General features: G+C 45.4%; 17 protein-coding genes and 1 tRNA gene. 13 read left to right on the top strand and 5 right to left on the bottom strand.

Annotated elements, in window-relative coordinates; translation table 11 throughout:
* Positions 1-42 precede the first annotated feature (42 nt).
* From H0Z19_RS09705 to H0Z19_RS09735, 7 genes are all read left to right on the top strand, one after another.
* Positions 43-315, top strand: a complete 273-nt coding sequence (locus H0Z19_RS09705) for a hypothetical protein (RefSeq protein WP_290726157.1) — start codon at positions 43-45, stop codon at positions 313-315.
* A 114-nt stretch (positions 316-429) separates the two neighbouring features.
* The gene (locus H0Z19_RS09710; protein ID WP_290726162.1) at positions 430-1,329 is read left to right on the top strand and encodes a PGF-CTERM sorting domain-containing protein; all 900 of its coding nucleotides are present in this window, start codon (positions 430-432) and stop codon (positions 1,327-1,329) included.
* Positions 1,314-1,529 carry a hypothetical protein gene (locus H0Z19_RS09715; protein WP_290726163.1) on the top strand — a complete coding sequence of 72 codons (216 nt, stop codon included), beginning with the start codon at positions 1,314-1,316 and terminating at the stop codon, positions 1,527-1,529. Before H0Z19_RS09710 ends, H0Z19_RS09715 begins: the two co-directional genes overlap by 16 nt.
* Positions 1,530-1,554: 25 nt before the next feature.
* Positions 1,555-2,085, top strand: a complete 531-nt coding sequence (gene thpR, locus H0Z19_RS09720) for an RNA 2',3'-cyclic phosphodiesterase (protein ID WP_290726165.1) — start codon at positions 1,555-1,557, stop codon at positions 2,083-2,085.
* A complete protein-coding gene (gene cca / locus H0Z19_RS09725; protein ID WP_290726167.1) occupies positions 2,082-3,395 on the top strand; it encodes a CCA tRNA nucleotidyltransferase in 1,314 nt (437 codons plus the stop codon). Before thpR ends, cca begins: the two co-directional genes overlap by 4 nt.
* Positions 3,392-4,096: an MBL fold metallo-hydrolase gene (locus tag H0Z19_RS09730; protein WP_290726169.1), complete on the top strand. Its 705-nt coding sequence runs from the start codon at positions 3,392-3,394 to the stop codon at positions 4,094-4,096. The genes cca and H0Z19_RS09730 overlap by 4 nt, the downstream gene beginning before the upstream one ends.
* A 44-nt stretch (positions 4,097-4,140) precedes the next feature.
* On the top strand, positions 4,141-4,602 hold the full coding sequence (locus tag H0Z19_RS09735) for a UPF0179 family protein (RefSeq protein ID WP_290726186.1): 462 nt from the start codon (positions 4,141-4,143) through the stop codon (positions 4,600-4,602).
* Positions 4,603-4,606: 4 nt separating this feature from the next.
* Here the strand turns inward: H0Z19_RS09735 and H0Z19_RS09740 are convergent, their stop codons facing one another.
* Entirely contained in the window at positions 4,607-5,233 is a 627-nt protein-coding gene (locus H0Z19_RS09740) for an MBL fold metallo-hydrolase (protein WP_290726171.1), read from the bottom strand.
* A gap of 88 nt (positions 5,234-5,321) precedes the next feature.
* Between H0Z19_RS09740 and H0Z19_RS09745 the strand changes: the two genes are divergently transcribed.
* Positions 5,322-5,699, top strand: coding sequence for a 30S ribosomal protein S8e (locus H0Z19_RS09745; protein WP_290726173.1), 378 nt, complete (start codon positions 5,322-5,324; stop codon positions 5,697-5,699).
* Positions 5,700-5,832: 133 nt separating this feature from the next.
* On the opposite strand, the gene H0Z19_RS09750 is transcribed toward H0Z19_RS09745, so the two are convergent.
* Positions 5,833-6,372 carry an isochorismatase family cysteine hydrolase gene (locus H0Z19_RS09750; protein ID WP_290726175.1) on the bottom strand — a complete coding sequence of 180 codons (540 nt, stop codon included), beginning with the start codon at positions 6,370-6,372 and terminating at the stop codon, positions 5,833-5,835.
* Positions 6,373-6,423: 51 nt separating this feature from the next.
* Here H0Z19_RS09750 and moaC point away from each other — a divergent pair, with 51 nt between their 5' ends.
* Together moaC and H0Z19_RS09760 are read left to right on the top strand one after the other, a co-directional pair.
* The gene (gene moaC, locus H0Z19_RS09755; RefSeq protein WP_290726176.1) at positions 6,424-6,894 is read left to right on the top strand and encodes a cyclic pyranopterin monophosphate synthase MoaC; all 471 of its coding nucleotides are present in this window, start codon (positions 6,424-6,426) and stop codon (positions 6,892-6,894) included.
* Complete coding sequence (locus H0Z19_RS09760) at positions 6,891-7,526, top strand: TIGR00153 family protein (RefSeq protein WP_290726178.1); 636 nt, start codon at positions 6,891-6,893, stop codon at positions 7,524-7,526. Before moaC ends, H0Z19_RS09760 begins: the two co-directional genes overlap by 4 nt.
* On the opposite strand, the gene H0Z19_RS09765 is transcribed toward H0Z19_RS09760, so the two are convergent.
* Positions 7,513-8,385 carry an MBL fold metallo-hydrolase gene (locus tag H0Z19_RS09765; RefSeq protein WP_290726179.1) on the bottom strand — a complete coding sequence of 291 codons (873 nt, stop codon included), beginning with the start codon at positions 8,383-8,385 and terminating at the stop codon, positions 7,513-7,515. The genes H0Z19_RS09760 and H0Z19_RS09765 overlap by 14 nt on opposite strands.
* Before the next feature lie 111 nt (positions 8,386-8,496).
* Between H0Z19_RS09765 and H0Z19_RS09770 the strand changes: the two genes are divergently transcribed.
* A complete protein-coding gene (locus tag H0Z19_RS09770; RefSeq protein WP_290726181.1) occupies positions 8,497-10,722 on the top strand; it encodes a DEAD/DEAH box helicase in 2,226 nt (741 codons plus the stop codon).
* Positions 10,723-10,748: 26 nt separating this feature from the next.
* Positions 10,749-10,821, top strand: a tRNA-Thr gene (locus H0Z19_RS09775).
* 306 nt (positions 10,822-11,127) lie between these two features.
* Here the strand turns inward: H0Z19_RS09775 and H0Z19_RS09780 are convergent.
* Together H0Z19_RS09780 and H0Z19_RS09785 are read right to left on the bottom strand one after the other, a co-directional pair.
* On the bottom strand, positions 11,128-11,229 hold the full coding sequence (locus H0Z19_RS09780; protein ID WP_290726183.1) for a MetS family NSS transporter small subunit: 102 nt from the start codon (positions 11,227-11,229) through the stop codon (positions 11,128-11,130).
* A complete protein-coding gene (locus H0Z19_RS09785; protein WP_290726184.1) occupies positions 11,219-12,685 on the bottom strand; it encodes a sodium-dependent transporter in 1,467 nt (488 codons plus the stop codon). The genes H0Z19_RS09780 and H0Z19_RS09785 overlap by 11 nt, the downstream gene beginning before the upstream one ends.
* Before the next feature lie 140 nt (positions 12,686-12,825).
* On the opposite strand from H0Z19_RS09785, the gene H0Z19_RS12065 reads away from it, so the two are divergent.
* Positions 12,826-12,982 (top strand): DUF169 domain-containing protein (locus H0Z19_RS12065; RefSeq protein WP_365892682.1); only part of this gene is annotated, 157 nt, incomplete at its 3' end.

Genomic DNA, 12,982 nt, shown 5'->3' on the forward strand with positions numbered 1-12,982 from the left:
TTTATGCTGTACTACAACCGATTGAGGTGGTGTTTGTGTTAAGTGGACAGGTCCTTAACGGACATAGAAGAGATTTTTAGAGAGGTCTCTCCTTTTGTTGACCATCTGTGCTTTGAAGACTTGAATCTGAATCTATGCAGAAAAGAGGTTTTTGAAGCAGTAAGAAACAACTTTCCTGAGTTGGAAGAGAAATACAAACGATTGTCAAAGGAATTTTGGGTTAAGAAAGAAAAGGAAATCAAAAAGCTGGGTGAAAAGTACAACAAACCGGTCAGGATTTACTTTAAACATACAGGTTCCCTGAGGTTCAAATAAGCTCCTTCTTCAGTATTCGGCAAGCTCATTGAGCAAGCTGCTTTTTTTAACATAGCCTAAAATATTTTAGTCCGAAACAGAAACTTTTTTAACGCATTGATGTCAAGTGACAACATGAATGAAAAGGTTGTTATTGTAGCAATAGTCTCAATAGCGATAGCAGCCGTTGCTGTATCACTTGCTTCTTCAAAGTTCGAGAGTTATGGCAGATTTGGAGAAATTGACATGAAGCTTGAAGCTGTAAACGAAAGCCACGTTGTCATAACCTTCATTTCTGAAATAAAGAAGGAAAATCTGGACGAATTCACGGTAAGGGCGAAGATTTACGATTACCAGACCGGTTTGCTTTTAGATGATGTTAAGAAGAATTTTCAAAGCCCGGAGTCAAAGTACGAGGCTTTGCTGACAATACCTTTTGAGAAAACCAAGGACTACGGAATTGAGCTGATTTTAATGCATGAGGATAAAGTTCTCAGCTTACGGCATCTTCAACTGAAAAACCTAAGGAGCCTTGTAGCAGAGAACATGCAGCTTGAAGCTTCAATGCGAGGTGCTGATTTTCTGCTCACCGGCGTTAAAGATGGTAATGTTGAGTTCAAGGCACGGTTTTACGTTGAGAGCGTGAAAGATTACAACGTTGTGACAAGGATAAAGGTCGTTCAGGCCGAGTCGAACGTTCTTGTTGACGAGGAGTGGATGAACACGACTCTAAGGAAGGGGAAGACGAACATCATTGAGGCTGACTTTGTGGTGCCTGACGAGTACAACTATATCGTGAAGCTTGAGATATGGAGGGAGGGGAAGCTTGTTAAGAGTTGGAAAGACGTCATTAAGCTTGCACCAACCAAGATAGTACCAAAGGACGTAGAAGAGGAAGAGGTTGAATTTGAAGTAGAGAAGTTCGTCAGAGAGGAGGTACCGGATTATGCGGAGAGAGGGGCTGGAATGCCCGGGTTTGAGGTCGCACTGGCGTTAATAGCGATTGCTGGTGTCGCAGCATGGAGGAGGAAGTGAGGTTTCAGGATGCTGTAAGAAAGACAATCACGATTTTGCTTCTTTTACTCCTTATTATTTCCATCGTCGGGCTTTACATCTCGGCAAATGTCCTCATAGATGTTTGGGCGGGTTATAAATACGCACCAGTTTACAAGGTGCTGATGAACGCCGCGTTGCTGGTAGTCGTTGCATACTTCCTCACGAAGTCCAAAGGTTAATAATCCGCCAAGCTATTTCGAATTGATGAGACTGTTCATTGCTGTTGACATAGACGACTCAATAAGAGAAAAAATTAAACCAATCTTGAGTGAGCTTTCAAGGATTAATGGGATTAAGGCTGTTGAGCCTGAAAATCTTCACATCACGCTGCTCTTTCTGGGAGAGGTGAATGAGAGCAGAGTTTCGAAGATTGAAGAAAAGCTTGCAGAGGTGGAATTCGAGCCTTTCAAGATTTCATTTGAGGGAGTAGGGGCTTTTCCGAACGTGAATTCACCGAGAGTCGTCTGGGTTGGTGTTAAGGAGAGAGGTGAGCTTACAAGTCTTGCGAACAACGTTTACGAGAAGCTCAAGAAACTTGGTTTCAGGAGAGACAAGGAATTCAAGGCTCACCTCACAGTTGGGAGGGTGAAGAGAAAAAATCCTGAAGTTTCTGAAGTCATAAAGAGACATGCATCTGAGAGCTTTGGCGAGATGGAGGTAAGGAGTTTCAGGCTCAAGCAAAGCATTTTGACTCCCAAGGGGCCCATTTACAAGGATTTGAGGGTATTTGAATGAAGGTGGAAGAGGTAGTTGAAGAAGCCCTGAAACTGGTTCTGCCTGAAGAGGGAGAAATAAGGATGGGGAAAGAGGCAGAAGAGGAGCTAAGGAGGAGACTCGACAGTCTGGAGGTAGAGTACGTTTTTGTTGGCAGCTATGCGAGGAACACCTGGCTGAAGGGCAGCCTTGAGATAGACGTGTTTCTACTCTTTCCTGAAGATATGCCTAAGGAGGAACTCAGAGAGAAGGGACTTGAAATCGGAAAAGCCGTGCTCGACAGTTACGAGATAAGGTATGCTGAGCATCCCTATGTTCATGGTGTGGTTAAGGGTGTGGAAGTTGATGTTGTGCCGTGCTACAAGCTAAAGGATCCGAGAAACATTAAGTCCGCTGTCGATAGAACACCTTTCCACCATAAATGGCTTGAAAACAGGATAAAAGGGAAGGAGAACGAAGTAAGGCTGTTGAAGGGTTTTTTGAAGGCCAACGGAATTTATGGTGCTGAATACAAGGTCAGAGGCTTTTCAGGCTATCTTTGCGAGCTTTTGATTGTTTTCTACGGATCATTTCTCGAAACTGTCAAGAATGCGAGGAAATGGACGAGGAGAACTGTAATAGACGTCGCGAAGGGGGAAGTGAGGAAGGGAGAGGAGTTTTTTGTTGTTGATCCGGTTGACGAGAAGAGGAACGTTGCCGCAAACCTGAGCATCGACAACCTTGCAAGGTTTGTCCACCTCTCAAGGGCTTTCTTAGAGAACCCGTCTCTGGGGTTCTTTAAACCTAAGCCGAAGAAGGGGGTTGAGCCTGAAAGGCTGAGAAAAATTATTGAGGAGAGGGGAACTGCGGTTTTTGCCGTAAAGTTCAGAAGACCGGACATAGTAGAGGACAACCTCTATCCGCAGCTTGAAAGAGCCTCGAGAAAAATTTTCGAGTTTCTGGAGAGGGAGAACTTCATGCCAATCCGCTACACCTTCAAGGCTGCCGAAAAATTCTGCTACCTGCTGTTTGAGTGTCAGGTTAAGGAAATTTCAAGAGTCTTCAGGAGGATGGGCCCCCAGTTCGAGGACGAGAAGAATGTTAAGAAGTTCCTTTCAAAGAGAAGAGAGTTTGCCCCCTTCATCGAGGGCGGAAGGTGGTGGGCCTTTGAAATGCGAAAATTCACGACACCTGAAGAGGGTGTTAAGTTTTACGTTTCCGGCCACTGGCACACTCTCGGTAAGAATGTTGGTGAATCAATCAAGGAGTATTTTGAGGTAGTTTCAGGGGAAGACTTGCTCAAAGAGCCAGTTATTGCTGAAATCTGCGAAATGATGGGGGTGAAAGGTTGAAGCTAACCTTTCTCGGCACAGGTGTTGCAGTTCCTTACGGGAATAAAGCCCAGAGTTCGATTTTGATTGATACAGGCAGCTCAAAAATCCTTTTCGACTGCGGAATCGGAAGCTACCACCGACTGGAGGAGTTGGGTGTTAGTGTCAACGACATAGATGCTGTCTGCATAACTCACCACCATCTCGACCACAACGGAGACCTTTTGAACATTCTCAAGGCAAGGTGGCTTCTTGGTGGGGAGGAGCTGAGAATATACGGGCCTGATGGCACGAGGGCATTCCTTAACTCCCTTCTTGAGGCATACCCGTATTTAAGAGGAAAGTTAAAGTTCGCGGTTGATGAAGGAGAGAAATTTGAGGAAGAAGTGAGCATAAGGGCAATTCCGACCATCCACTCCATCGAGAGCAGGGGTTACGTGGTTGATGATGTCGTGGCAATAAGCGGGGATACAAGGGCGTTTAAAGACTTCATGTCAGTTGATTGCAACGTTATGGTTCACGAACTCTCCCTCCCCTTCAACTACCAGGCTGACTACCACACCACTCCCGAAAACCTGAAGGATGTGCTTAAGTACTGCAAGGCGGAGAAGCTTTACCTCACACACCTTTATCCAATGGCTTACCGCGTTAAGGATGAGATTCTTGAGTATCTGGAGTTCGATGCCGTCGTTGCGGAGGACATGATGAGCATCAGGCTTTGAGCAAATTTAAAATAGTGCTATATAGAGAAAATTTGGTGATGCTCATGAATGAAGAAGTAAACAAAATCATTACTTTATGCGGTAAAGACTGGGCTAAAATCGGCACAGAATTCATTTTCCTTGGTGGAAAACAGGAATGTGAGAGCTGCAAAATTAAGAAGACGTGTTTGAAACTTAAAGAGGGGGCTAAGTACAAGATAGTTGGTCTGAGGGATGGAGCTGTTCAGGAGTGCCCACTGCACGATGAGGGTGTTGTGGCTGTGGAGGTTGTGGAGCTGCCAATAATAGCTCTCGTTGATTCAAAAATTGCCGTTGAGGGGGCTAAGATTCACTACGAACGACGGAATTGTGATGTTTACGACTGCAGCATGTATTCCCTCTGCCACCCCATCGAGCTAAACAGTGGTGATGCTGTGATTGTTGAGAGGGTCATAGGTGACGCTCCTGAGCAGTGCAGGAAGGGTCACAGCGTGATTGTGGCAGAGCTCAGGAGGATTGAGGAGTAAAAAATTAGAACAGTGGCTTTAGAACTACTGCACCATCCACCTTATTTTTGAACTCCTCAGGGTCTGCAGAGGTTTGTGGAATTGCCCCGAAGTGCATCGGAATATAGTGCTTGGCTTTTATGTCCTTAGCAGCCTCTATTGCCTCCTGGAGGTTCATCGTGTAAGTTCCACCAACTGGTAGAAGGGCAATGTCAACCTCAATGTCCTTCATCTCTGGAATCCTGTCGGTGTCACCTGCATGGTATATTTTAACGCCGTCAATCTCGACTATGTAGCCAACGCAATTCTCCTTGTGGAATGGTTTGTCGATGTTGTAAGCAGGGACAGCCCTAACCTTTACACCTCTCACTTCAGTCTCCTCTCCGGGCTTCACTTCACAACTCTCAAAACCCTCAATGATGCATCCTGAGGGATTAATCACGACTGTATCGTCTTTTGAGAGCTTTCTGATGCTCTTAACGTCCATATGGTCAAAGTGGTCGTGTGTTACCAGAATTACATCGGCCTTTTCGAGTTCTTCAGGTATATCGTAGGGGTCGATGTACACAACCCTGGAACCCTTAATTTTAAAGCCTGCATGTTTCAGCCATGTCACCTCAACTCCGTTGTAAACAAAACTGCTCTCCGCCATAACAGTAGTTGGTTTAATCGTTATAAACATTTGCTGCTAAACTTTTTAAGGCGGAAGTATTTTATTCCCTATCAGGAAGTGATGGAGTATGATTTGGCAGGGAAGAAGCAGAAGAAAGCCAAGTGGAGGATTCTACAGGAAAGCCAGAAAAAAGAGAAAGTACGAGCTTGGTAGAGAGCAGGTGGAAACGCTCACCGGCGAAAGAAAGGTGAAAAAGATCAGGGTGAGAGGTGGTAACTACAAGTTGAAGCTCTTCGCCGAAAAGTACGCTAACGTTTACGATCCGAAACAGGGCAAAGTTATCAGAGCAGAGATTGAGAGCGTTGTTGAAAATCCCGCCCACGTGCACTACGCAAGGAGAAACGTAATCACGAAGGGTGCAATAATCTCAACCAGCATAGGAAAGGCAAAAGTGACCAACAGACCGAGCCAGGAGGGCGTTGTAAACGCAGTACTGATAGAATAAGGGGGTGCCGATAAAAACAACAACTTACAGCGGTGACGGCGGGATAGCTACTACTGGTGAACCGGCACCCCAAAGATATTTGGTTTAACATGTTGATAAACTTTTCGCCTTAGATTTATATTGATTTATAATTTTAGGAAAATATCGACAGAAAGTCCTTTGATTCTAATATTTTTGCATTAAAAACATTTTCCATGTGTCTAAGCCCGTACTCGTACTCGTAGTCGCTCAGGGCTTTGGTGCAGTCCCTGATAACCACAACCTCATAACCTCTCAGCACTGCATCTCCAGCCGTGTGCAGGACGCATATGTTGGTCGCAACTCCACAAATGTAAAGCTTTTTCACACCAAGCTCCCTGAGGAGAAGGTCTAAATCTGTTCCGAAGAATGCTGAGTACCTTCTTTTCTTTATATAGTAGTCTTCTGGTTTCGGATTCAGCTCATCAATAATCTCTGCACCCTCGGTATTCATCACGCAGTGTTTTGGCCAGATTCTGAATTCAACGTCATCCTCTCTGTGCCAGTCTTGGGTGAAGATTACTGGCATCCTCTCTCTTGCAGCCTCTACAACTTTTGCTGTTGCGTCGAAAATCGTCTCCGCATCAGGAATGTAGAGCGCACCGCTCTTGTAGCAGAAGTCCTTCTGCATGTCAACAACAACAAGCGCCTCCATAATCTTTGTTAGTTTCAGCAAGATATATTTTTACCTGCGGAGAGATTAGTTATGGAATTCACACACATCGAAGACGGAAAGGTCAGGATGGTTGATGTTTCGCATAAAGATGATGTCGACAGGATTGCCGTTGCTGAGGGCTATATCAGATTGAGAAGCTCGACTATTGAGGCTATTTTGAATAAAGAAGTGGCTAAAGGAAACGTTATAGCAGCGGCAAACATAGCCGGAGTTATGGCAGTTAAGAAGACACCGGAACTCATACCAATGTGTCATCCCATCCCTATAACATCTGTGAAGTTCGATTTTGATATAGAGAGCGTTGGGATAAGGGTTAAATGCACTGTTAAGTCCAAAGGCAAGACTGGAGTCGAAATGGAGGCGTTAACGGGGGTTAGTGTTGCTCTGCTAACGATATGGGATATGGTAAAGAGTCTGGAGAAGGATGAGTATGGCAACTATCCCAAAACCTTAATTGAGGTTGTCAGGGTGGTGGAGAAGGTTAAGGGTGGTAAGGAATGATTGACAGAATAAAGAAAATCGTCTTTGGTGGGGAGAGGGAGAGGGAGGTTGTAGAGCTAATTGGGAAGCAGATTGAGCTCATAATCGACACATGCGAGCTTATGAAAAGCATAATCGAGCGTAGTGATGAGGCTGTGGTCGGGGATGTCTGCGAGGCGGAAAAACTGGGTGATGCGATTAGGAGGGACATAATTCTGAAAATTCATTCAGGGGCTTTCATTCCGGCTCTCCGTTCCGAGTTTTGCAACCTTGTCGAGGAGCTTGATGAAATACTTGATGAGCTTGAAGACCTGGCAATGCTTTACCTGCTGATAGACCTCATTCCAGACGAGCTGAGGGATGAATTCGTCAGGATTGCGGAAATTAACTCTAAAATGGCCTATCTGCTCCTTGATGCGTTTAATGCCCTCGAAGAGGGTGGCCTGAGTGATGTTCTTTTAAAAATCAAGATATTCGAGGAGCAGGTAGACAGCATGAAGGGGAGGATTTACGAGAAGCTGAAGGTAATCGACTTCTCAAATTACGCAGAGTGGTACTTCTTCATAAAATTCGTAGAGAAACTCATCAACGTCAGCGACCTTATAGAGGATGCAAGCGATACCATTCAGGTTTTAAGTGTCAGCATACGGTGAAAATCACTCTTCCGTCAGCTTTCTCTTCTTCAACCTTTCCAATTTCCCTAAGATAGTACAGGAAGGCGAGGGTTTCACAGAGAGCCATGAACTTATTGAAATCGTCGAATTTTCTGAAATTTCCGATGCTCCAGTTTATCTCTGAGGCAATTTCCTCGAGCGTTCTGTATCCACTGTTCACGGCATCGAAAACTTCCAACGCCCTCGATGTGTAGTGCTCAATAAGCTGAGTAATTCTTTTTTCCGGATCTTTGATTCTCTTTTCGTGAGCGGGGAAAATTTCTGATATGTCGAGCTTAAGGCATTTTTCAAGCGATCTGAGATAATCGCTTACCCCACTTGTGTAGGTGGGATAGAAACTCACGTTCGGAGTTGTTCTGCTTAGAATGAAGTCACCGCTAAAAAGGCAACCGTCAATCAGCACGCTGATGTGACCGGCAGTATGTCCCGGAGTATCTATTATCTGATTGTCTTCGATAAGCTCGAGCAATCTAGCCTTCTTGGTTAGTTTCATCGCCATAATCACTCTGAGAGTGTCCGCGTAATTTTCATTCGCTCCATAAATCCTGAAAAGCCTTTTGTAGTCCTCAATAAATTTTTCAGGCTTTGAGTATATTTCCAGAAACTCAAGTTCGCGTTTGTGAATCTCAACATCCTTTTTGCTGTAAAAAACAAGGCCAACGTGGTCTATGTGGTGGTGCGTAATAATTCTCCTTTTCACATCAAACTCCTCAAGCTTCTCGGCGTTCTGGGGGTTACAGAATCCGCCATCTACCATTATTTCTGAGTTTACCACATAAACGTAAGTGTGATCCAGATCCGTGAAAGGTGTTTTCAGCTTGACAATCTCGACTTCCATTGGATGCTTTAAAGCTGGTGGGTTTAAAAGAACTGCACAAGAGGTTTGATGAGTTATACACAAAATCAAAATTAAAGGTATGTTTTTATTTACTACTGTTAACAAGTTCTTGTGGAATACGTCACTCACCCCCTGATCAGGGAAAACACGATTGAAAGAAGGATGTATCAGATATCGATTGCTGCTACTGCACTGACCAAAAACACACTCGTTGTAATCCCTACCGGACTGGGAAAGACAACGATTGCCGCACTCGTAATTGCATCGAGACTGCTGAACGAAGAAGGCAAAGTTCTCTTCTTGGCCCCAACCAAGCCCCTTGTAGAACAGCACGCGAGGTTTTTGAAAAAAGTGCTGAAAGTCGAGGAGATTGTATCTCTTAGCGGTGAAGTTTCCCCCGAAAAAAGAAGGGAACTGTGGGGAAGTGCAAGAATAATTGTTTCCACGCCCCAGGTTATCGAGAACGACCTTCTTGCCGGCAGGATAAGCCTTGAGGATGTCATACTCATTGTTTTTGATGAAGCTCACAGGGCGGTTGGAAATTACGCGTACGTTTTCATCGCCAAAGAGTACCTGAGAACTGCCAGAAAACCGCTGATCCTTGCAATGACAGCCTCTCCTGGTAGTGATCCGGAAAGAATAATGGAGGTAATTCAGAACCTCGGAATTGAGGCCATAGAAGTCAGAACAGAGTGGGATGATGATGTCGCACTCTACGTCGGAAAGAAGAGAATCGAGTGGTTGAAGGTTGACATTCCGGAGGAGATGAAGGAGGTAAAGGAAAAACTTGAGGAATGCGTCAAAATAAGGTTTAAGCGGCTGAGAGATCTGGGTATAGAGGTTCCAGAGAACTCATCAAAGAGGGATTTACTCGCCCTTCAGGAGGCACTTCAGGTAGAGGCTGCAGAGAGCGGTAGCTCTGAGATATTCGAAGCGCTGTCTATCTTAGCCGAGATACTGAAGCTCCAGCACGCGATTGAGCTCATAGAAACTCAGGGAGTTAAGGCTGTGAAAAGCTACCTCAGAAAGCTAATCAGAGAGGCTACTTCAAGAGGGGGAAGCAAAGCGGCCAAGAGCATCGTCAACGATCCTATTTTCAAGAAAGCTGTTTTGGCTCTATCAAAGTGTAAGGCTGAGCATCCAAAGCTGGAAAAGCTGAAAGAAGTTCTCAAGAAGCAGTTTGAGAAAAATCCGGACTCCAGAGTTATAGTTTTCACGAACTACAGAGATTCTGCAGAGATGCTTGTTAACGAGCTCTCCCCACTCTTTCCCGTTGCAAAGTTTGTTGGGCAGGCGAGCAGGGATAATGACAAGGGGATGAGGCAGAGGGAGCAGATAGAAACCCTCGACAAGTTCAGGAAGGGGGAATACAAGGTTCTCGTTGCAACGTCTGTTGGAGAAGAGGGGCTGGACATACCATCAACTGACCTTGTGGTTTTTTACGAGGCTGTACCTTCTGAAATCAGGGCTATTCAGAGAAAGGGGAGAACTGGAAGGGGAAGAGAGGGGAGAATCGTCGTTCTGGTTACGAAGGGGACGAGGGATGAGGCTTACTACTACTCCAGCATGAAGAAAGAGAGGAAGATGTACGATAAAATCCTAGAAATCAAGCGAATGCTCGACAGAAAGCAGAGAAGTCTTGGAGAGTACACCTTGGCGGAGGAGACTGGAGTAAAAGTGATCGTGGATTCAAGGGAGCTCAGATCTGAGGTTGTGAAGCACCTGAGGGATCTTGGGGCAAGGATCGAGTTGAGAAACCTCGAAGTTGCTGATTACATTGTAAGTGACAGGGTTGCAGTAGAGAGGAAGACAGTCGAGGACTTTCTGAACAGCATCATCCAGAAGGACAGACTATTCTCACAGGTTGCAAAGATGAAATCTGCCTACAGCAGGCCAGTGATAGTCATAGAAGGGGAAAACCTTTACAGAGGAGGTATGCATCCCAATGCGGTAAGAGGGGCTATTGCGTCGCTTGTTATTGACTTTGGTATACCTGTGTTGAGGACCAGCAGTCCAAAGGAGACTGCTGAGCTTATTTTCGCAATGGCTAGGAGGGAGCAGGAGGAGAAAAGAAGGGGTGTTGTGGAACATGCAGCGAAGACGAAAAGAACGTTGAAGGAGGAGCAGGAGTACATAGTCTCATCAATTTCGAACGTTGGCAGTGTTATTGCGAAAAATCTTCTTGATTACTTCCAGACGATAGAGAACATTGCCACAGCAGATGAGGAGGAGCTGGCTAAGGTGCCAAAAGTTGGAAAAAAGATAGCAAAGCGGATCAGGCGTGTTATGACCACACCCTACAGCGAGGCTGGTTTTTACGATAGCGAAAGCTTTTAATTCCCTTTTTGGTTAAATCATTGCAGGCCACGGTAGCTCAGCAGGAAGAGCGCGTGCTTGGTAAGCACGAGGTCGCGGGTTCAAATCCCGCCCGTGGCTCTCCTATTTCTAGTTCTAATCCCTCTAATAACTTTCAGCGCATCGTCGAATTTCATAAACACTTTGTTTAGTTTTTCTGACTGATGTTTGGATATAACAAAACCCAACTGTTTGGTGATGTAGAGGTTATCAGAAGGGGGATTAAAAGCACCAAAGAGCTTCGAGAGTGGATGCAGGGATTGCTAGAAATTACAGTATAGAATCTGTAGTCAGCAAATCCACTCTTGCTGTCGTAGCCAATAACTTTGTAGCAAATATCTCGTTTTCCGCTGAAATATACATTATAAATAAAAAATATAAATATTTTTACGCCTTCTCAGCTTTCATCGCCCTATAAAGGAAGTATGCCAGCCCTCCGTAGAGCACAACGAATCCGAAAATTCCCATGGCTATGGCATCAGGAGACATCCTTACCCCTCCACGAGAGTAACACTGAGACAAGCATTCCTCCCAGAATTATGCCAAATCCCGCAACCAAGGCGTCAACCGAGTAGCCACCGTATGGCTCCTTTAAGTTGTAATACACGTCGAATGCGAGCAGTATCAGAAGGATTGCCGGCACAGCGAATTTCACTGAGAAGTCCCACCAGGATGACACTTTTATCTCTGACACCGCATTTATGTGGCTTCTGAGTTCTCCAAGGTTGAAGAACCATGCAGCGGCGATTACCTCAAGCAACCCCACAAGCACGAGGCCGTAGTAGTTCACGAAGTGATCAACAATGTCGAGCCAATATAACCCAGCTTTTGTTGTGTACAGCAGACTGCCTAAAAACCCGATTCCAACAACAATGTTCACGGCCTTCCTTCTCTCAATGTCAAACCTGTCCATCATTGCAGAAACAACAGCCTCAACGAGTGAAATGGATGACGAAAGTCCAGCAACGACCAGAGCAAGGAAGAACACCACTGCCGTGAACACTTTGAGTGCCGGAAGCAGGTTTAGGGCCTGCGGGAAAACAACGAAGGCAAGACCTATGGACTGCGTGACGACATCACCAATCTCGCTTCCTGTTGTGTATGCCATGTATCCAAGAGTACCGAACACCGCAAAACCGACCAAGAAACTGAAGGCACAGTTTGCTAACGCAACAATGAAGGCGTTGTTGGCCAAGTCGCTCTTCTCAGGCAGATAGCTGGCATAGGCAATCATTATACCCATTCCGAGGCTCAGAGTGAAGAATATCTGTCCAAACGCCGAAAGCCAGATGTTGTAGTCCGCAAGTTTGGAAAAGTCGGGCTTTAGGTACCACTCAATCCCCTCAATTGCCCCTGGCAGAGTCAGCCCCCTGATAACGAGGATTATGGCGAGAATCCACAGGAGGGGCATCAAAATCATGTTGGCAACTTCGATACCTTTCCTAACACCCCTGAAATCTATGAGCCAGTTGATGGCCCAGACGATGGCTGCTGCTATCAGAACTCCCACTGCAAACCCTCCAAAGTCCCAAGGCGAGTTAGAGATTTGTAGAATTTCTCCGAAATAGTACGCTTTCGTTTCAGTACCCCACGCAAGGGTGAAGGCTTTGGTGAAGTAAACCAGCGCCCAGGCAATCACAACACAGTAGTACGTCGTGATGATTAGTCCACCAATCACTGCCCACCAGCCTACCCATTCGAACTTCTTGTTAATTGCTCTCAGAGCCTGTGGGGCGCTCCCTCGAAACTTGTGACCTAACGCAAACTCCAGAATCAGCAGACTTATTCCCGCAACAAACAAAGCTACAAAATACGGAATCAGAAAAGCTCCACCACCGTTCTTGTACACCAGATAGCCAAACCTCCAGATGTTACCGAGACCTATAGCCGAACCTATCGCAGCAAGAACGAATCCCACTCTCGTGGCCCAGAACTCTCTCTGCAAGCAATCACCTCGCGAATATTTTTGAGGAGAAAATAACATAAATCATTAATAAAATTATCTGGAATGATAAACCATTATTAGAAAGAATAAACACTAAATCAACGGTTAAGTATTTTTAATCCACATTCCAAAGAGATCGTATGGAGAGTAAAATCGCAAAGGCCTTAAAACTGAAGTATGAGCCCGTCGCCATTGTATGGAGCGATGAAAAGCCCGAAGATGCGGTTCAGTTCAAGGAAGGCCAGTGGGGGTGTGTGATGTGGATGCTGGCAAGAGCTGCAAAGGGTGAGGTTGCGG

It is taken from the genome of Archaeoglobus sp. (assembly GCF_017656475.1).
In the GTDB taxonomy this organism is placed as follows: Archaea; Halobacteriota; Archaeoglobi; order Archaeoglobales; family Archaeoglobaceae; genus Archaeoglobus.

Bases quoted from the DNA above. Each gene is read 5' to 3' on its own strand.
- H0Z19_RS09710 (WP_290726162.1), top strand. From the start codon at position 430: ATGAATGAAAAGGTTGTTATTGTAGCAATAGTCTCAATAGCGATAGCA.
- H0Z19_RS09715 (WP_290726163.1), top strand. From the start codon at position 1,314: ATGGAGGAGGAAGTGAGGTTTCAGGATGCTGTAAGAAAGACAATCACG.
- thpR (WP_290726165.1), top strand. From the start codon at position 1,555: ATGAGACTGTTCATTGCTGTTGACATAGACGACTCAATAAGAGAAAAA.
- cca (WP_290726167.1), top strand. From the start codon at position 2,082: ATGAAGGTGGAAGAGGTAGTTGAAGAAGCCCTGAAACTGGTTCTGCCT.
- H0Z19_RS09735 (WP_290726186.1), top strand. From the start codon at position 4,141: ATGAATGAAGAAGTAAACAAAATCATTACTTTATGCGGTAAAGACTGG.
- H0Z19_RS09740 (WP_290726171.1), bottom strand. From the start codon at position 5,233: ATGGCGGAGAGCAGTTTTGTTTACAACGGAGTTGAGGTGACATGGCTG.
- H0Z19_RS09745 (WP_290726173.1), top strand. From the start codon at position 5,322: ATGATTTGGCAGGGAAGAAGCAGAAGAAAGCCAAGTGGAGGATTCTAC.
- H0Z19_RS09750 (WP_290726175.1), bottom strand. From the start codon at position 6,372: ATGGAGGCGCTTGTTGTTGTTGACATGCAGAAGGACTTCTGCTACAAG.
- moaC (WP_290726176.1), top strand. From the start codon at position 6,424: ATGGAATTCACACACATCGAAGACGGAAAGGTCAGGATGGTTGATGTT.
- H0Z19_RS09760 (WP_290726178.1), top strand. From the start codon at position 6,891: ATGATTGACAGAATAAAGAAAATCGTCTTTGGTGGGGAGAGGGAGAGG.
- H0Z19_RS09765 (WP_290726179.1), bottom strand. From the start codon at position 8,385: ATGGAAGTCGAGATTGTCAAGCTGAAAACACCTTTCACGGATCTGGAT.
- H0Z19_RS09780 (WP_290726183.1), bottom strand. From the start codon at position 11,229: ATGTCTCCTGATGCCATAGCCATGGGAATTTTCGGATTCGTTGTGCTC.